The following is a 17,976-nucleotide window of genomic DNA, read 5'->3' on the forward strand; positions in this document are numbered from 1 at the left end:
AGGCTACCGCAGCGTCGGACAGGTGCCGGTGACGAGCGGCAGATCCAGCGTCGTGCGGATACCGGGCTCGGCCGCGACCACCGCGGGGATCGCGTTCACGATCCGCCCCGCCGCGGCCACGATCGCGGCGTGGTTGTGATCGCCCTTGCTGCTGCTCGGGCAGATGTCGACGGCATAGGACGGCTCGCCGGTGATCTCGACGCGGTACGAGCCGCCGGGCTGCGCGGGCTGAGCCCAGTCGGGTCGCAGGTCGCCGCGCAACCGGGTCACGTGCTCGATGATGATGACAGGCTCGCCCTTGAGCATGCCGCGGATCTCGAATCGCATCGCGGCGACGCTGCCCTTAGGGACGTGGCCGGCGGCGATGTCGAAGGCCTCCGGCGCCGGCTCACGTTCGCAGGATTCAGTGATGTCGTCCACCTCGATGCCCAGCCCGGCCGCCAGTTGGCGGATCGCCGTGCCCCACGCGATGCCCAGAACGCCCGGCTGAAACAGAATCGGGAGTTCGTCGAGTGGCTTCCCGAAGCCCATCACGTCGAACATCACGGTGGCGCCGTCGTAGGTGGCGTAGTCGGCGATTTCCATGCAGCGCACCTGCTCGACACGCTGACAGGTGCCGGCGAACGCCAACGGGATCAAGTCGTTGGCGAACCCCGGATCGACTCCGGTGATGAACAGGCTCGAATTGCCCAGGCGGGCAGCGTCTTCCACGCGGGCGATGTATTTGTCCGGCATCAGCTGCCACGGATACTGCAGCACTCCCGGCGCGGAGCCGACGACGTTGACGCCCGCGGCGAGAATGCGCAGGCAGTCGCCGATCGCCTCGGCGGGACGGTTGTCGGCCATCGCGCAGTACACCGCGCAGTCGGGCTGGGTGGCCAGCAGCGCGTCCAGGTCGTCGGTCGCCGTCACACCGGTGGTGACGTCGAGCCCGGCCAGCTCCCCGGCATCCTTGCCGACCTTGGCCTCTGTCGAGACGCACACCCCGGTCAGCTCGAAACGCGGGTCGGTGATGAGTTGGCTCAGCGCCAGACGGCCCACGTTGCCGGTGCCGATGTGCGCGACGCGGATCGTCATGCCCGCCTCCTTGCGAACTATGGGGTCTCGTACGGCTGGGCCGCCACGCGACACAGTACCGTGCGATGTACTAAACTAGAACACGTTCCAATTCTTCGACCGCCCCTAGTAAGGAACAACCATGCACACTCCCATCTGCGACGAACTCGGCATCGAGTTCCCGATCTTCGCCTTCACGCACTGCCGCGACGTCGTCGTCGCCGTGAGCAAGGCCGGCGGGTTCGGGGTGCTTGGCGCGGTCGGTTTCACCCCAGAGCAGCTGGAAATCGAGCTGAACTGGATCGACGAGAACATCGGCGACCACCCGTACGGGGTCGACATCGTGATCCCCAACAAGTACGAGGGCATGGACTCGCATCTGTCCGCCGAGGAGCTGGCCGAGACGCTGCGCAAGATGGTGCCGCAGGAGCACCTGGACTTCGCCAAGAAGATCCTCGCCGACCACGGTGTCCCGGTGGAGAACGCCGACGAGGACACTTTGCAGCTGCTGGGCTGGACGGAGGCGACCGCCACCCCGCAGGTCGAAGTCGCGCTGAAGCACCCGAAGGTGGCGATGATCGCCAACGCGCTCGGCACTCCCCCCGCCGAGATGATCACCCACATCCACGACGAAGGCCGCAAAGTGGCCGCGCTGTGCGGCTCGCCGTCGCAGGCCCGCAAGCACGCCGACGCGGGCGTCGACATCATCATCGCCCAGGGCGGCGAGGCCGGCGGGCACTGCGGCGAGGTCGGCTCGATCGTGCTGTGGCCGCAGGTCGTCAAGGAGGTGGCGCCGGTGCCGGTGCTGGCCGCGGGCGGCATCGGCAGCGGCCAGCAGATCGCCGCGGCCCTGGCGCTCGGCGCCCAGGGAGCGTGGACGGGCTCGCAGTGGCTGATGGTCGAAGAAGCGTCGAACACCCCGGTCCAGCAAGCCGCATATGCGAAGGCCTCTAGCCGCGACACCGTGCGTAGTCGCTCGTTCACCGGCAAGCCGGCCCGGATGCTGCGCAACGACTGGACCGAGGCCTGGGAGAAACCCGAGAACCCCAAGCCGCTCGGCATGCCGCTGCAGTACATGGTCTCGGGCATGGCCGTGCGCGCCACGAACAAGTACCCGAACGAGACCGTCGACGTCGCGTTCAACCCGGTCGGCCAGGTCGTCGGGCAGTTCACCAAGGTGGAGAAGACGTCCACCGTCATCGAGCGCTGGGTCCAGGAGTACCTGGAGGCGACGAACCGGCTCGACGAGCTCAACGCCGCCGCCAGCGCCTAGTCAGCGGCGGTCGCTGGAAAGCCGACCGCCGCAATGCTTCTGGCTACTCGACGTCGTCGGCGCCGACGCCGGTGAAGACCTCTTTGGCTCTGTCGAAGGCGTAGGTGAAGATCTCGATCGAGTTGTGCACGATGTCGCCGGTGCCGCCGGCGACATCGCCGCGGATGATGTCACCGGCGTTCTCGACGATATCGGAGGCTTTTTCGACCGCGTTGGCCGCGATGTCCCTGACGGCGCCGAGCGCCTCATTCGGGTTGAAAGCCATCAAATTCTCCGCTTCTGTGATCTGGATACGTATTAGGGGTTCGGGTTATCGCTGGTGATACCTGTGTCTGAGGGGAACCCTCCGCTTTGGAGCGGGAACCCGCCGGCGGTCAATTGCCCGATCTGCCACCCGTGTTCGGTGCACAGCATCGGATATCCGTCGGGAGACTGGGCTGATGCTCCGCGCGGATTAGGACACGGTGCGCCGACCTGCTGGACTCCGTGCAGCGGGTCGGTAATCACCCAGTAGCCCGACTGCGCGGCCGGAAACTGGTGGGTGATGAAGTGACAGGCCTCGGCCTGTCCACCGGGACCGCGTCCGAAGATGAACCGCTCGTAGTTGTCGCACGGCGCCCCCAGCGACGCGTCGTAGTTCATCCCCGGAACGTCGCCGTCGTAGTGCCCGTTGTCGGCGGCGGCGCCCGATGCAAAGCCGACAGCGGCTCCAGCAACTGCCCCGGCGATGAGTAGTTCGCGAATCATGATCCGCAGCATAGCCATGGCGACGACGGCACACGCTCGTTTCGTTGGGCCGGCTGCCGGCAATCGGGTGAGAACACGTTCCAATTCCGCGGTCCCGGTGCTTTACTGACCCAAGGGATGTCCTTTGCAGGCCGTACTCGAGGAGTGCCGATGCCGACTCCGAATCTTCCCCCCGGATTCGATTTCACCGACCCCGACATCTACGCCGAGCGGTTGCCGGTCGAGGAGCTGGCCGAGATGCGTCGGGTCGCGCCGATCTGGTGGAACGAGCAGCCGATCGGTGCGGGCGGATTCGACGACGGCGGCTTCTGGGTGGTTACCAAGCACAAGGACGTCAAGGAGATCTCGCTGCGCAGCGACGTCTTCTCCAGCCTGAAGAAGACCGCGTTGCCCCGGTACAAGGACGGCACCGTCGGCGAGCAGATCGAGCGCGGCAAGTTCGTCCTGCTCAACATGGACGCGCCGCAGCACACCAGGCTGCGCAAGATCGTCTCGCGGGCCTTCACCCCGCGGGCCGTCGAACGGCTGCGCGACGAGCTGGGCGAGCGTGCCCGGCGCATCGTGCAGGCAGCAGCCGCCGAGGGCGCCGGCGACTTCGTCGAACAGGTCTCATGTGAGTTGCCGCTGCAGGCCATCGCCGGACTGATGGGTGTGCCGCAGGAAGACCGCAAGAAGCTGTTCCACTGGTCCAATCAGATGGTGGGCGACCAGGATCCCGAGTTCGCCAGCAACGACGCCATCACCGCGTCGGTCGAGCTGATCATGTACGGCATGCAGATGGCCGCCGAGAAGGCCAAGAACCCGGGCCAGGATCTGGTCACCACGTTGATCCAGGCCGACGTCGACGGGCACAAGCTCTCCGAGGACGAGTTCGGCTTCTTCGTCATCCTGCTGGCCGTCGCCGGCAACGAGACCACCCGAAACTCCATCACCCAGGGAATGATGGCGTTCACCGACTTCCCCGATCAGTGGGAGCTCTTCAAGAAGGAGCGGCCCGCCACGGCCGCCGACGAGATCGTGCGCTGGGCGACTCCTGTGACGTCGTTCCAGCGCACCGCATTGCGCGACTACGAGCTCTCCGGTGTGCAGATCAAGGAAGGCCAGCGGGTGGTGATGTTCTACCGCTCCGCCAACTTCGACGAAGAGGTGTTCGACGACCCGTTCACCTTCAACATTCTGCGGGATCCCAACCCGCACGTGGGATTTGGCGGCACCGGCGCGCATTACTGCATGGGGGCTAACCTGGCGCGGATGACGATCGACCTCATTTTCAACGCGATCGCCGACCAGATGCCCGACCTGACGCCTCTTGGTAAACCCGAGCGGCTGCGGTCGGGCTGGCTCAACGGGATCAAGCACTGGCAGGTCGACTACCACACCGCAGGCGCGAAATACCCTGTCGCGCATTAGGCTGCGCCCATGCCCTCACACAAAGCAGTCCAGGTGAAGTCCGCGGGCGCGCCGCTAGAGATCGCCGACGTCGAGACAACGTCGCCTGGGCGCGGCGAAGTGCGCATCGATGTCGGCGCCTGCGGTATCTGCGGCACCGACGCTCACTTTGTCGCCGGCGCATTTCCCGGCCTGTCCTGGCCACTGACTCCGGGGCATGAAATCGCCGGCAAAATCGCCGAGATCGGGCCGGGCGTCGAGGACTTCGCGGTGGGCGATCGCGTCGCCGTCGGATGGTTCGGCGGAAACTGCAACCACTGCGACCAGTGCCGCAAAGGCCGTTTCATCCACTGTCTCAACGGTAAGGTGCCGAGCTGGCACTATCCCGGCGGCTACGCCGAATCGGTGACGGTACCTGCCACCGCACTGGCTCGAATTCCCCCCGAGCTGTCCGACGCGGAAGCCGCACCGATGGGGTGTGCCGGTGTCACGACCTACAACGCGCTGCGTCACACCAAGGCGCTGCCCGGTGACCGGGTGGCGATTCTCGGCGTCGGCGGGCTTGGCCATCTCGGTGTGCAGTTCTCCCGGGCAATGGGTTTCGAGACCGTCGCGATCAATCGTGGCACCGCCAAGGCGGACGATGCCCGCGAGCTGGGCGCTCACCACTACATCGACGCCACCGGCGACGTGTCGCAAGCACTCAAAGCTCTGGGCGGTGTCGCGGTCGTGTTGGCCACCGCCGGCAATGCGCAGGCCATGGCGGCGACCGTCGGCGGCCTGCAGCCTCAAGGCGAATTGGTCACGCTCGGCGTCACGCCCGAGCCGCTGCCGATCAGCCCGCTGCAGTTGATCAACCCCGGCCTGTCGATCGTCGGCCATCCGTCCGGGACCGCCAAAGGGGTTGAGGACACAATGCAATTCGCCGTGCTGTCCGGTGTGCGGGCATGGATTGAGGAACTGCCGCTGGCGCAAGCTGCCGACGGCTACGCGGCCCTGGAGCAGGGACGCGCGCACTACCGGACCGTCCTGACCGTGTGACTCAGCGCAGCGGAGCCGTCTGGACCCTGAACGCATCCGACGGCGACTTAAGTGTTCACACCGGGGTCACCGGCCGCGCGGCGAGGATGGGCCATCGCCTCACGATTGCGATGCGGCAATGGCATGCCACGGTGACATGGGCCGGCGATGAACCGGTCGCGGCCGAACTGGCCGTCGATGTGGCTTCGCTCGACGTGGTGCGCGGCGAAGGGGGCGTCACGCCGTTGTCCGGGGCGGAGAAGTCGCTGGTGCGGTCGAACGCGCTGCGCTTGCTGGACGCCGGCCGGTTTCCCGAGATCACCTTTGTCGCCGAGGATATCGCCAAGAGCGCCGACGGCTACCGCCTAACCGGGCCGCTGCAGATCCGGGGCAAGACGCGCATGCAGGTAATCGACCTTGGCACAACGGATCTCGGTAACTCTTGGCGGATGTCTGCGCAAGCCACCGTCCGCCAATCGGATTTCGGTGTCAAGCCGTACTCGTTGTTGATGGGCTCGTTGAAGGTCGCCGACGAGGTGACTGTGTCGTTCACCGCGCAGCACGCGAAACATTAGGAGGCTTATGCGGATCGGAGTAGTGTTCCCGCAAACCGAAATCGGCGCCGACGCCGGCGCGGTGCGCGCCTACGCCCAGCAGGTCGAGGGACTCGGCTTCACCCACCTGCTCGCCTATGACCACGTCGTCGGCGCCGATCCGGCGATCCACACCGGTTGGGCCGGACCCTATGACCTGTACAGCACGTTTCACGAGCCGCTGGTGACGTTCGGCTATCTCGCGGCAGTCACCACCTCGCTGGAGTTGGTGACCGGCATCGTGATCCTGCCGCAACGCCAGGCCGTTCTGGTGGCGAAGCAGGCCGCCGAGGTCGACCTGCTCAGCGGTGGCCGGCTGCGCCTCGGCGTCGGATTAGGCTGGAACACAGTGGAATACGAGGCGCTCGGCGAAGACTTTTCGAACCGCGGTAAGCGCTGTGACGAGCAGGTCGACGTGATGCGCCGGCTCTGGACCGAGCCGACGGTCACCTACCGCGGCACCTATCACCAGATCACCGGGGCCGGACTCGCGCCCCTGCCGATTCAGCGACCGATCCCGGTGTGGTTCGGTGCGTCATCGCGGCGAGCCTGCCGGCGCGCAGGCCGTCTCGGCGACGGCTGGTTTCCCATGGTGGGTCCCGGCCCGGACCTCGAGCGGGCACGTCAGGCGGTGCGGGACGCGGCAATCGAAGCGGGCCGAGACCCGGCCGGTATCGGCATGGAGGGCCGTGTCTCGTGGCGTGGCAACCCCGATCGGCTCGTCGAGGAACTCCGCCGCTGGGCCGACGCCGGTGCCTCGCACGCCTCGATCAACACCATGGGCGCGGGGTTGGCGTCGGTCGACGACCACCTGACCGCATTGACGCGGGCCGCAGAAGCCGCACAAGTGCTCGACGGCTGACGAAATTGGCGGCGAGGGTTGCCAAAATGGCAACGGCGGCTCATCCTCTAGCCGAGCCCACGTGAGGAGCTGTCGATGACGCAACCCGAATCCACCGCTTATCCCGTCCGCGTTCGAGGCGACCTCGATCCAGCCCTGTCGCGATGGCAATGGCTGATCAAATGGATCCTGGCCATCCCGCACTACATCGTTTTGTTCTTCTTGCACATCGCGGTCTTGGTGGTCACCGTGATCGCCTTCTTCGCGATTCTGTTCACCGGCAAATATCCCCGCGCGTTGTTCGACTTCAGCGTCGGTGTCAAGCGATGGCGTTGGCGCGTCACGTTTTACGCGCTGACTGCGCTGGGCACCGACAAATACCCGCCGTTCAGCCTGCAGCCCAACGCCGAGTATCCGGCCGATTTGGAGGTCGACTATCCGGAGCGGCTGAGTCGCGGCCTGGTGCTCGTCAAATGGTGGCTACTGGCCATTCCGCACTACCTGATACTGCTGGCCTTCTTCACCGGCGGCTGGCGGTTTCTCATGGTCGACCCGAACGAGGTCGTCGGCTACGACCTGCCGCCGCTGATCGCGATCCTGCTGGTGATCTCCCTGTTGGGTCTGCTGTTCACCCGCCGCTACCCGAAAGGCTTGTACGACTTCGTGATCGGGATCAACCGGTGGGCGATTCGGGTGCGGGCGTACAGCGCGCTGATGCGCGACGAGTATCCGCCGTTCCGCCTCGACATGGGCGCGCGCGAAGCCGAGCGTCCGGCAGTGACCGAAACCCCTTGAGCTGCTTAGTGACAGTTTGAAAACAGGTTTTGGGCGTCTCGCGTGTGATCCGGAATCGCTGCACTTTGCTGAGCTACAGTGTGGCGATCGTAGGTTCGTCGGGGCCCGCCAGAGGGTTGCCACCTGCGATAGCAGGCCGTTGTGACGGAGCGTCGCAGGTGGGACATGTCTTTTGTTCACAGCCACGACTGCATGCCGAGCGACGTGCACGGGGGAGGCTGTCGTGAGCGCATTTACCGACAGAATGTTCGCCAATGCTTTGTCCAGTCGCAATGGGATGACGACGGGCGAGCCGGCCTCCCCGGTTAGGCATACGTGGGCGCAGGTACACGAGCGGGCGCGCCGGGCAGCAGGCGGTTTGGCGGCCGCCGGCGTCGGGCACGGCGACGCCGTGGCGGTATTGGCAGGTGCGCCCGTCGAAATCGCGCCAATCGCCCAGGGGCTGTGGATGCGCGGGGCCAGCATCACGATGCTGCATCAGCCAACGCCGCGCACCGACCTACAGTCCTGGGCGGCCGAGACGGCAGCGGTGATCGGCGTGATCGGGGCTCGGGCCGTAATCATCTCCGACCCATTCATGCCAGCCGCTCCCCTGCTGACCGAGCTGGATATGCGTGTGCTCACCGTCGACCGACTGCTTGCCGCGGACCCGGTCGATCCCGTGGAAACCCGTGATGACGACGTGGCGCTGTTGCAGTTGACGTCTGGCTCGACCGGCTCGCCGAAGGCGGTCCGCATCACTCACCGCAACCTGGTGTCCAATGCCGAGGCGATGTTCAGCGGCGCGAAATACGACCTCGACAACGATGTCATCGTGAGCTGGTTGCCGCTCTTCCACGACATGGGGATGACCGGATTTCTCACTGTGCCAATGTATTTCGGTGCCGAGCTGGTGAAGATCACGCCGATGGACTTCCTGCGCGACGTCCTGCTGTGGGCCAGGCTGATCGACAAGTACAAAGGCACCATGACGGCTGCCCCTAACTTCGCTTATTCGTTGCTGGCCAAGCGATTACGCGCGCAAAGCACGCCCGGCCAATTCGACTTGTCGAGCCTGCGGTGGGCGCTGTCAGGCGCGGAACACGTCGAACCGGACGACGTGGACGATTTGTGTGCGGCCGGCGCACCGTTCGGACTGCGGCCCGAGGCCATCGTGCCCGCCTACGGCATGGCTGAGACGACGGTGGCGGTGTCGTTTTCGGAGTGTGGCGCCGGTCTGACGGTCGACGAGGTCGACGCCGACCTGCTTGCGGTTCTGCGCCACGCCGTTCCGGCAACCAAGGGCAAGACGCGCCGGCTGGCCTGTCTGGGCCCGTTGCTGGCGGGCCTGGAGGCCCGCATCGTCGACGACGACGCCAACGTGTTGCCTGCGCGCGGTGTCGGACTGATCCAGGTCCGCGGCGAGCCGGTCACATCCGGCTACACCACGGCGGCTGGCTTTGTGGCCGCACAAGACGATCAGGGCTGGTATGACACTGGCGATCTGGGCTATCTGACCGAAAACGGTCACATCGTGGTGTGTGGCCGGGTCAAAGACGTCATCATCATGGCGGGCCGCAACATCTACCCGACCGACATCGAGCGGGCAGCTGAACGCGTCGACGGGGTTCGGTCCGGCTGCGCGGCCGCGGTGCGGCTGCACGCGGGGCTCTCAAGGGAGACGTTTGCCGTCGCTGTCGAGTCGAACGCCTTCGACACGCCCGCAGAGGTGCGCCGCATCGAACACCAGGTGGCCCACGAGGTGGTGGCCGAGGTCGACGTGCGGCCACGGAAGGTCGCGGTAGTGGCTCCGGGAACGATTCCCAAAACACCGTCGGGCAAGCTGCGTCGCTCCTACGCGCTCTCGCTCGTCGGCTGACCGGCCGCTAGGGCGCCGGCGCCCCGGGGTTGGGCGGCGGCGGGGCAGGTGCCGGAGCAGCATCGTCAGGTACTCCGTGCAGGCGGTTGAGCAGCTTTGTCAATAGCGGGTGCGGGTCGGGCTCCGGCGGGGGCGCGGCAGGCGGCGGTGGGGCCGGGACCGGTTCGGCGGCCGGCACGTTGACCGGCTGCTCTGCCGACACCACAGTTTGTGGCTCGGCGGGGGCGGCGGCGACGGTCGGCTCCTGCGTCGGCTCCGGTTGCGGCGCCGCGTGCGGAGCCGACGTCGGTACCTTTGCCGGTGGCGGAGTGGGCGCCTTGGCCACCGGTGCCGGTGCGGTCTTGTGGACCGCCTGCTTCACGGGTCCGGCGGGCTTGTCTGGAAGCAGTCGCGGGCCGATCGCCAGCGACACGGACGCGACCAGCGTCACCGCACCGGCCACCAGCATGGTCAACGCGCCGGCATAACCCCGCGGCCGCGCAGGCGCCGGCGCTGGAGTGACCGCATCGATCGACTCGACCAGCGGGGCATCGGTGAAGTCGGTGTTCTGCGCCGAGGCCAGGGCCGCGCCGCGGGCCAGGGCCAGCGGTGTGCCGCTTTGGGTGAACACCGGCACCGGCAACGCCTTCTCCAGCTGCCACGAGAGCGCGTCGAGGTCGTGATCGGGGCCGACGACCACCACGCCACCCGGTTGCCAGGTGCTGCGGTCGAACATCGCGGTCAGCCACGCGGTGAGCCGGTCGGCGCCGCCGTCCAGCTGTTTGACGGCGGTTTTAGCCTCGTCCTCCGACCCGTCGACCATCACCACGGTTGTCGACTCGCCCTGCAGGAGGCACACCGCGGCCGTGTCGTAGCCGACGACGGGTGCGACGCCGCGTGCCAGCGTCTCGGCGGCCTCAACCAACCGAATCGGCACGACGTTGTCGAACCCCGCCTCGGTCAACGACTCCAAGAGCAGCGCGGCCTCGGCCGCGGCATCGTCGGTCCATGTGACGCCGACCACATGGAGTCGCTGATCGTGCCGCGCCGCCGCGGCCTGGGCCTCTAAGACTGCCGCCGTCGCCTGCTCGGAGGTGTTGGCCGCGCGAATCCCGCCGCCGGTACGCACTGCGAAGTCGCCGTGATCCACGATGGCGCCGTCGGCGTGGCGGCCTTCGACCAGCACCCAGCCGCCGGCCGTGGGCGTCAGCGACAGCCCTAGTACCGTATCCAAATTCGCACCTCAATCGTGCCCCTACCTGCGACATTGCCGTCTGAATTGCGGCGGTTCGCAGCGCCCGAACGGGACCGGGGCAATGTGGTCGTCGTCGGCGTACCCCGGGTGAGCCTACGCGGGCGTCGCGACATCTGCTCAACGGGTGTCAGCCGATGCGGGGCGGTTCGCGGACGGCGCAGGTAGCCACGGCAGCCGGCGCGCGTCGCTTCGCACAGGCGCTGAGCAGGTGGTAGCTGTTGTGCCGAACCGCGACATGTTTGCGCTGTGATCGACAGATGGACTACCACACGGTAAGTTCTGCCCAGGATGCGCGACGGCATACGACAAGGGGCACGGTATGACAGACGTGAGCAAGAAGGTACGGGGCTGGGCGCGGCGGCTGACGATCGCTGCTGTTGCGGCCGCCGCACTGCCAGGCCTGGTTGGCCTTGTGGGTGGAGCCGCCACCGCCGGAGCCTTCTCCCGGCCCGGTCTGCCGGTCGACTACCTGCAGGTCCCCTCCGCTGCCATGGGCCGCAACATCAAGGTCCAGTTCCAGAGCGGTGGCGCCAACTCGCCGGCTGTCTATCTGCTCGACGGACTTCGTGCTCAAGACGACTACAACGGTTGGGACATCAACACGCCTGCCTTCGAGTGGTACTACCAATCGGGCCTGTCGATCGTGATGCCCGTCGGTGGACAGTCGAGCTTCTACACGGACTGGTACAACCCGGCCTGCGGCAAGTCCGGCTGCCAGACCTACAAGTGGGAGACCTTCCTGACCAATGAGCTGCCCGGATACCTGGCCGCCAACCAGAACGTCAAGTCGACGGGTAGCGCCGCGGTCGGAATCTCCATGGCGGGTGCGTCGGCGATGAATCTGGCGATCTACCACCCGGGTCAGTTCATCTACGCCGGATCGCTGTCCGGTTACCTCAACCCGTCGGCCGGGCAGGGCTGGATAGGCCTGGCGATGGGTGATGCCGGTGGCTACAAGAAGGAAGACATGTGGGGGCCCGACGGCGACCCGGCGTGGCAGCGCAACGACCCCACGGTCAACGTCGGCCAACTCGTCGCCAACAACACCCGGCTCTGGGTGTATTGCGGTAACGGCACGCCCAACGAACTGGGCGGCGCCAACCTGCCCGCCACGTTCCTCGAGGGCAATTTCATGATCGGCCAGAACAAGAAATTCCAGGAGCTCTACGAGGGCGCGGGCGGCCACAACGCCGTGTTCAACTTCCCGCCTTACGGCACCCACAGCTGGGAGTACTGGGGTGCCCAGCTGCAGGCGATGAAGCCCGATCTGCAGAGCAGCCTGGGCGCCGGCGGAGGCGGCGGCTAAACCTCGCTTCGAGCAAAAACTGCGCTTGGCGGATCGCCGTCAAGCGCAGTTTTTCTGTTGGGCCGCTCCCCTTTCCGAACGCGTTCAAGGCGCGCACAATCGGAATACGCGACGGAATCAGCTCGACCAAAAGAAGGAAGGTTCTGTGCGATGAAGGCCAAGGTTGGCGATTGGCTGGTCATCAAGGGAACAACAGTTGCACAGCCGGACCATCGTGGCTTGATCACCGAGGTGCGCTCCCCCGACGGCTCACCGCCTTACGTGGTGCAGTGGGCCAGCGACCACGTGGCGACGGTGTTCCCCGGCCCCGACGCTCTCGTCGTCTCGTCACAGGAGATGGATGCCGCCGATGCCCGGGCGACGCACCGGGTTCACTGAACCCGGCCGGTGACGTCGACCCAGGCCGTCGTGTCGCGGCGATGGTCGTTCATGTTGCGGCACTGACCGTATAGGCGCGCGACTCCGAGGTTGGGATAGTCGTCGTCGCGGTAGACAATCGCGGTGACGCCGTCCTTGTTCAGGGTTTTACCGAACAGGTGCTGGTTGGGTGCCTGTCCCTCAGTCCAGCCGTGCGCAACCATCGCCGCGCCGATGTTTTGGAAGTAGGTGTCGGCGCGCGCTTCGGCGGGCACGGTGAAGTTCAGGTAGACCGCACCCTGATACGGCGGGTTGTCGCGGTCCTTGCAGGACATCAACAGGTAGCCCGCGGTTGGTTTCTCCAAGTGCGCGATGTCGACGAGATGCCTTGCCTGCTCGACGACTTCGTTCTCGCTTTGCTCGTCGGAGACCGGCTGGGCGGGCCGATCGAGATCGGCCGGCGACGAATGAAGCCGACCTACCGCGACGAATGCTCCGCCCAACACCAGCGACAGCGACAACGCAGCGGCAAGCAGGGCTCGAGCAGCCGGCGAGCGAAGCCATGCGGGTTGGACTGCGGCCACGCACCAGGCTAACTCGTGTAGCCGACCCCGGTTAGCCGCCGAGCGCCGCGATGAGCTCCTTGATCTTGGCCGCCTCGTCGTCGGTCGGCGTCTCGTCGGCTTCGAGTGCGTCGAGAAGTTCCGCCGTCAGCCCGGCGCCGTTGGCAGTCTCCTGCGCGGACAGTTTGGCCCGCCGGCGCGTGACGTACAGCTGCTGGCCCAACGTCGCGCCGGGCCCTTCCGCGACCCGCTCCATCAGCTCGTCGTATTGGGTGCGAACCCCGCTGAGCGCCACTATGACCGACGGCGTCGACCGGCCTCGCGACGCCGCCTCCGTCAGCGCCGCCTGCAACTTGCGCAGACCGGACAGAATCACCCCGGCGCGGCCGGCGAACTCCGGATCGCTGGAATCCGGCAGGGCGTCGATCGATGCGGTGAACATCTGCATTGCCGCCTCGACCAAGCTGACAATGACGGGTGCCTCACCGTCATCCAGCGCGCCGTCGGCCTTGAATCGATTCATGATGTCTGGGGCCTCACTGAATCTCCGTGTCGATGGTGATCACTCCATGTTGATCGCGGTGGAGGACGTCGAAACGCTAGCGCGTCTCGAGCGTCGATACAAGGGTCGGCGCCGCTGAGGCGCTATCCGGCCGGCCGGCTATTGCGCCGAACCCAGCGAAGTCTGTTTGCAAGTTCCGCGTCCGGATTTCCGCTCTTGTGCAGGTGCCTTATAGCGGCCACAGTGAATATATGACGGACCAGAAATTGATCGAGCACTGGATTCAGGGCTGTACGGTGCAGCGGATCATGTTCCGCGACGGTCTCGTGCTGAATCTCGAGGACTACAACGAACTCGTCATCTCGACGCCGCTTCGGCTGACTCTGCCGGCCACCCCTACCGCGCCCAGCGAGGTTGTTTCCATCGACCCGAACGACCCGGCTGAGCAGGAGCGCCCGCTGTTCGATTTCGCCGGGTCGCAGTGCACCGAGGTGCTGTGGGACGACGCAGGCGATTTGCACCTGGAGTTTTCCGACGGCCACCAGATCGACGTGCCGCCCGACGAGAACGTGACCGCCTGGGAGCTCTATGGCAAGTACCACGGGTATGCCGCTTGCCTGGCCGGGGGAAAGTGCGGGTAGTGCGTCACGACGTGCCTGAAAATTTCGGCGACGAGTAGCGCGGTGGATTTACGTCGGCAGCCCGCGGCAGCCTGCCGGTGGACATTCGCGGCCTAAACCTCGGATTCGTTTGGCTTTTATTTATGGTGACGCTTTATCGCCGTGCAATGGGTCGCAGTTCGGCGCAAGACATGCTTGGATCAGCCCCATGCAAGGGTCGGTGACGGTTCACATGGCAGCACCAGCGGACAAGATCTGGAATCTGATTGCGGATGTGCGCAATACCGGGCGGTTCTCGCCGGAGACGTTCCAAGCGGAGTGGCTGGACGGCGCCACCGGTCCGGCGCTCGGCGCGCGATTCCGCGGCCACGTCCGCCGCAACGAGATCGGGCCGGTGTACTGGACCACGTGCCGGGTCACCGCCTGCGATCCCGGACGCGAATTCGGCTTCGAAGTGCTCGTCGGCGACAGGCCGGTGAACACGTGGCACTACCGGTTGTCGCCCAGCGGGGACGGCACCGACGTGACCGAGTCGTTCCGGCTCGCTTCGTCGCCGCTGACCAGCCTGTACTACTGGGTGTTCGGCGGCTGGCTGCGTCAACGCCGCAACATCCGGGACATGACGAAGACGCTGCAACGCATCAAGGAAGTGGCCGAGAACGAGTGAAAGACAGGGTGCACTGGTTTGCGCTGCACGGGTTCATCCGCGGAGCTGCTTCCGTGGCCGCCCGGCGAGGTGATCTGCAGTCCCGGCTGATCGCCGATCCCGCCGTGAACGCGAATCCCGTGCCCTTCTACGAGGAGATCCGCCGCCGCGGCCCGTTGGTGCGAACCCGCATCGGGCATCTCACCGCGGATCACGCTGTGGCACATGAGCTTCTGCGATCGGACGACTTCCGGGTGCTCTCGATCGGATCCAACTTGCCGGCGCCGCTGCGCTGGCTGGAGCGCCGCACCCGCGACGACCTACTGCATCCACTGCGCCCGCCGTCGTTGCTGGCCGTCGAGCCGCCGGAGCACACGCGCTACCGCAAGACCGTGTCATCGGTGTTCACCCCCAGGGCCGTGGCCGCATTGCGGGATCGCGTCGAAGAGACCGCGCTGACGCTGCTGGATCAGCTTGCCAGCGAGGCGAGTGTCGTCGACATTGTCGAGCGGTATTGCTCGCAGCTGCCGGTCGCGATCATCAGCGACATCCTCGGGGTCCCAGATCACGACAGGGGCCACATCCTGGAATTCGGTGAGTTGGCCGCGCCCAGTTTGGATTTCGGGCTCTCCTGGCAGCAGTACCGACAGGTGCAGCAAGGCATCGCGGGTTTCAACCGCTGGCTGGCCGGGCATCTGCGCCAGCTGCGGCGAGCACCCGGCGACGATCTGATGAGCCAACTGATCCGGACCACCGAAAGTGGTTCTGCCGAAACCTATTTGGACGAACGCGAACTTCAAGCCACGGCCGGACTGGTGCTGGCGGCCGGCTTCGAAACCACAGTGAACCTGCTGGGCAACGGAATCCGCTTGCTGCTGGATGCGCCCGAGCATCTGCAGGCGCTGCACCAGCGTCCGCAACTGTGGCCCAACGCGGTTGAGGAAATCCTGCGGCTGGAGTCGCCGGTTCAGCTCACCGCGCGGGTGGCTCTCAGGGACACCGAAGTGGCCGGAACGCCGGTCATGCGCGGCGCGCTGGTGGTGATCTATCTCGGAGCCGCCAACCGCGACCCGGCGGTATTCGACGAGCCGAACCGCTTCGACATCGAACGGGCCAATGCGAACAAGCATCTCGCGTTCTCCGGCGGGCGCCACTTCTGTCTCGGGGCGGCGCTGGCCCGAGCCGAAGGCGAGGTCGGGTTGCGAACCTTCTTCGAGCGCTTCCCCGAGGTGCGGCCGGCGGGCGTGGGCAGTCGACGCGATACCCGGGTCTTGCGAGGTTGGTCGTCGCTGCCGGTGGCGCTGGGCCCGGCTAGGTCGATGGCCGCTCGGTAGCCGCTACGCGAGGCTGTCCGGGTCGGCCAACGGGATCACGATGAGCGACGGGGTGGCCCCACCCTGATGGACTTGGTAGCGCCCACCCGCCAAGGCCCGCCGCGACGGCTTGGTGGGCACCAGGTTCGGGAAGTCGTAGGTGGTCAAGGTAAGACACAGCCGGTGGCCGGGAGCGATCAACGCGGCGGTCGGAAAGATCTCGACGTCGTAGCGGGTCACCTCACCGGGAACCACGGGTTCGACGGCGTCGCGGGTGCTGACGTGATGCGGGCGCAGCACGGTGCCGTCGTCCAGATACCAGGTGCGATCAGGGTCCAGCGCGCGGTGCGAGCCGAGCAGCGCACCTTGCGTCAGCGGCCGGCTGGCCCCGTCGGGGGCGACGTCATCGAGGTAGGCAACCCACAGCGTCTCCGTCGTATCGGCCGTCGCGTGAAGGGTCAGCGAGATCGGCCCGGCCACCAGCGTGGGCGAGTCGAACGGCTCGGTGGTGTAGGTCAGCGCTCCGCGCTGCAGCCGCCGGCTGTCCAGGTCGTAGCGGATCCGCCCGCCGCGCTGGGCCGCGAAGAAGCTGTTCAGGCCCAGGGTCCACTGCTCTAGGCTGCGGCCCGCCAGCGGGCCCCGCGCCTTGTAGTTCAGTGTCACGGCGCATTCGTCGTTATTGGGTTCGCGGGTCAGACGGCTTTCCGGGGACAGATAGAAGCGGGTGGGTGTTGCCTCGGCAATCGGATAGTCGCGGGAGTGACACCACTGCGAGCTGCCGATGGCTTGGAAGGTCAACGGGGACCCGGTCATCGCCGCGTCGGGGTCGTCTTTCAGCCAGTGGTCGAACCAGCGCAGTTGCAGTGAATTCAGGTGCAGGCCACCGAAATTCGAGACGTGGTACCAGGGCCCCATCAGTAGCCGGAATTTTTCGGACACCGGCTGGCCCGGTTCCATCGGCAAGTGCTCCGGCCGGCCGGCGAATGCATTCTGCAGCGCCGCATAGTTGAGCGGCGCTCCGCGCTGGAAGGCGTCGTGCCACCCGCCGACCAGAAACACCGCCACACCGTTGCCGGCGATATTCCCGATGACCGAACCCGGGCGCATCGCGTCCCAGAAGGGCCCGTCGTATGCCACCTCGCCGCCCTTCATGGCGTCCGCGACCAGCGGCCCGAAGTATCGGCGCTGGTCGCGTCCGCGCTGTCGCACCGCGGCAACGCCTCCGGCCCGCGGCCGCGGATGCCCACCGGGGGTGAGCACCTCCAGCGTCGGGTTGAGCACGTTCAGCAGCGTGTAGACTGCCCCGTACGCCCGGATAGTGCGCAAGTGCGGCACCCCGCCCATCGCCGCCGCATCGCGGTAGAAGTCGTTCGCGGCCATCACCGGGAAGACCGCCTTCAGCGGCGAATCCGGCCCGACGGCGGCGGTGAACAGCTGGTTGATCGCCAGATAGGAGATGCCGAACATGCCGACCCGGCCGTTGGAGTTGGGCAGCGTCGACGCCCAGTCGACCAGTTCGACGCCGTCCCGGGTCTGCCGGTCGCCGAACATCTGGAAGGAGCCGCCGGAGGCGCCGGTGCCGCGGACGTCGACCATCGCCTCGATGTAGCCGCGCTTGATCAGATACGGTGTTGCGCCGCCGCCGATCTGCGCGGCCGGTGGCGGGGCCTTCTTCCCGTACGGCGTCACCGACACCAGCACGGGAAACGGCCCGGTGGCGGGCTGCCCGGTATCCGGGTCGGTCGGGTAATGGATGTCGGCGCGCAGTACGACGCCGTCGCTCATCGGGATTTCGACGTTGTGCCGCACACCATGCCCGTAACGCACAGGCCCCGGCGTCCACGGCGAGAACGGCGACGGACT

General features: G+C 66.4%; 17 protein-coding genes and 2 pseudogenes. 12 read left to right on the plus strand and 7 right to left on the minus strand.

The annotated features are described in order from the left end of the window. Window positions 1–3: 3 nt before the first annotated feature. Window positions 4–1,077 carry an NAD(P)H-dependent amine dehydrogenase family protein gene (locus G6N47_RS19360; protein WP_083132060.1) on the minus strand — a complete coding sequence of 358 codons (1,074 nt, stop codon included), beginning with the start codon at window positions 1,075–1,077 and terminating at the stop codon, window positions 4–6. A gap of 121 nt (window positions 1,078–1,198) precedes the next feature. On the opposite strand from G6N47_RS19360, the gene G6N47_RS19365 reads away from it, so the two are divergent. Continuing rightward, the gene (locus tag G6N47_RS19365; RefSeq protein WP_083132061.1) at window positions 1,199–2,329 is read left to right on the plus strand and encodes a nitronate monooxygenase; all 1,131 of its coding nucleotides are present in this window, start codon (window positions 1,199–1,201) and stop codon (window positions 2,327–2,329) included. 43 nt (window positions 2,330–2,372) lie between these two features. On the opposite strand, the gene G6N47_RS19370 is transcribed toward G6N47_RS19365, so the two are convergent. Next, on the minus strand, window positions 2,373–2,594 hold the full coding sequence (locus G6N47_RS19370; protein WP_083132062.1) for an Rv1893 family protein: 222 nt from the start codon (window positions 2,592–2,594) through the stop codon (window positions 2,373–2,375). A gap of 32 nt (window positions 2,595–2,626) precedes the next feature. Beyond that, on the minus strand, window positions 2,627–3,076 hold the full coding sequence (locus G6N47_RS19375; RefSeq protein ID WP_083132164.1) for a hypothetical protein: 450 nt from the start codon (window positions 3,074–3,076) through the stop codon (window positions 2,627–2,629). A gap of 150 nt (window positions 3,077–3,226) precedes the next feature. On the opposite strand from G6N47_RS19375, the gene G6N47_RS19380 reads away from it, so the two are divergent. The 6 genes from G6N47_RS19380 to G6N47_RS19405 all read left to right on the plus strand — a co-directional run bounded on the left by G6N47_RS19380 (window position 3,227) and on the right by G6N47_RS19405 (window position 9,572). Continuing rightward, window positions 3,227–4,486 (plus strand): cytochrome P450, encoded by a 1,260-nt coding sequence (locus G6N47_RS19380; protein WP_083132063.1) that lies wholly within the window; start codon window positions 3,227–3,229, stop codon window positions 4,484–4,486. 9 nt (window positions 4,487–4,495) lie between these two features. Further along, entirely contained in the window at window positions 4,496–5,506 is a 1,011-nt protein-coding gene (locus tag G6N47_RS19385) for an alcohol dehydrogenase (RefSeq protein WP_083132064.1), read from the plus strand. After that, entirely contained in the window at window positions 5,503–6,060 is a 558-nt protein-coding gene (locus tag G6N47_RS19390) for a YceI family protein (protein WP_083132065.1), read from the plus strand. Before G6N47_RS19385 ends, G6N47_RS19390 begins: the two co-directional genes overlap by 4 nt. A 7-nt stretch (window positions 6,061–6,067) precedes the next feature. After that, window positions 6,068–6,940, plus strand: a complete 873-nt coding sequence (locus G6N47_RS19395; RefSeq protein WP_083132066.1) for an LLM class F420-dependent oxidoreductase — start codon at window positions 6,068–6,070, stop codon at window positions 6,938–6,940. A 75-nt stretch (window positions 6,941–7,015) separates the two neighbouring features. Further along, the gene (locus G6N47_RS19400) at window positions 7,016–7,714 is read left to right on the plus strand and encodes a DUF4389 domain-containing protein (RefSeq protein WP_083132067.1); all 699 of its coding nucleotides are present in this window, start codon (window positions 7,016–7,018) and stop codon (window positions 7,712–7,714) included. 223 nt (window positions 7,715–7,937) lie between these two features. Beyond that, window positions 7,938–9,572, plus strand: coding sequence for a fatty acyl-AMP ligase (locus tag G6N47_RS19405; RefSeq protein WP_083132068.1), 1,635 nt, complete (start codon window positions 7,938–7,940; stop codon window positions 9,570–9,572). Between the two features lie 7 nt (window positions 9,573–9,579). On the opposite strand, the gene G6N47_RS19410 is transcribed toward G6N47_RS19405, so the two are convergent. Beyond that, a complete protein-coding gene (locus G6N47_RS19410; protein WP_139799517.1) occupies window positions 9,580–10,785 on the minus strand; it encodes a DUF7159 family protein in 1,206 nt (401 codons plus the stop codon). Window positions 10,786–11,125: 340 nt separating this feature from the next. Between G6N47_RS19410 and G6N47_RS19415 the strand changes: the two genes are divergently transcribed. Together G6N47_RS19415 and G6N47_RS19420 are read left to right on the plus strand one after the other, a co-directional pair. Continuing rightward, a complete protein-coding gene (locus tag G6N47_RS19415) occupies window positions 11,126–12,112 on the plus strand; it encodes an esterase family protein (RefSeq protein ID WP_083132069.1) in 987 nt (328 codons plus the stop codon). Window positions 12,113–12,262: 150 nt separating this feature from the next. Further along, window positions 12,263–12,490 (plus strand): DUF1918 domain-containing protein, encoded by a 228-nt coding sequence (locus tag G6N47_RS19420; protein ID WP_083132070.1) that lies wholly within the window; start codon window positions 12,263–12,265, stop codon window positions 12,488–12,490. On the opposite strand, the gene G6N47_RS19425 is transcribed toward G6N47_RS19420, so the two are convergent. Next, the gene (locus G6N47_RS19425) at window positions 12,484–13,053 is read right to left on the minus strand and encodes a hypothetical protein (RefSeq protein WP_179966399.1); all 570 of its coding nucleotides are present in this window, start codon (window positions 13,051–13,053) and stop codon (window positions 12,484–12,486) included. The genes G6N47_RS19420 and G6N47_RS19425 overlap by 7 nt on opposite strands. 31 nt (window positions 13,054–13,084) lie before the next feature. Continuing rightward, window positions 13,085–13,555: a hypothetical protein gene (locus G6N47_RS19430; RefSeq protein ID WP_083132071.1), complete on the minus strand. Its 471-nt coding sequence runs from the start codon at window positions 13,553–13,555 to the stop codon at window positions 13,085–13,087. A gap of 230 nt (window positions 13,556–13,785) precedes the next feature. Between G6N47_RS19430 and G6N47_RS19435 the strand changes: the two are divergent. From G6N47_RS19435 to G6N47_RS19445, 3 genes and pseudogenes are all read left to right on the plus strand, one after another. Continuing rightward, window positions 13,786–14,213: pseudogene (locus G6N47_RS19435) on the plus strand (DUF6188 family protein). Between the two features lie 103 nt (window positions 14,214–14,316). Next, window positions 14,317–14,821 (plus strand): annotated as a pseudogene (locus G6N47_RS19440) (SRPBCC family protein). Further along, window positions 14,818–16,134 (plus strand): cytochrome P450, encoded by a 1,317-nt coding sequence (locus G6N47_RS19445; protein ID WP_083132073.1) that lies wholly within the window; start codon window positions 14,818–14,820, stop codon window positions 16,132–16,134. The pseudogene G6N47_RS19440 and the gene G6N47_RS19445 overlap by 4 nt, the downstream one beginning before the upstream one ends. A 3-nt stretch (window positions 16,135–16,137) precedes the next feature. Here G6N47_RS19445 and G6N47_RS19450 read toward each other — a convergent pair whose 3' ends face one another. Next, entirely contained in the window at window positions 16,138–17,898 is a 1,761-nt protein-coding gene (locus G6N47_RS19450; RefSeq protein ID WP_232080371.1) for a CocE/NonD family hydrolase, read from the minus strand. Window positions 17,899–17,976 lie beyond the last annotated feature (78 nt).

The sequence above is a fragment of the Mycobacterium branderi genome, assembly GCF_010728725.1.
Lineage (GTDB): Bacteria > Actinomycetota > Actinomycetes > Mycobacteriales > Mycobacteriaceae > Mycobacterium > Mycobacterium branderi.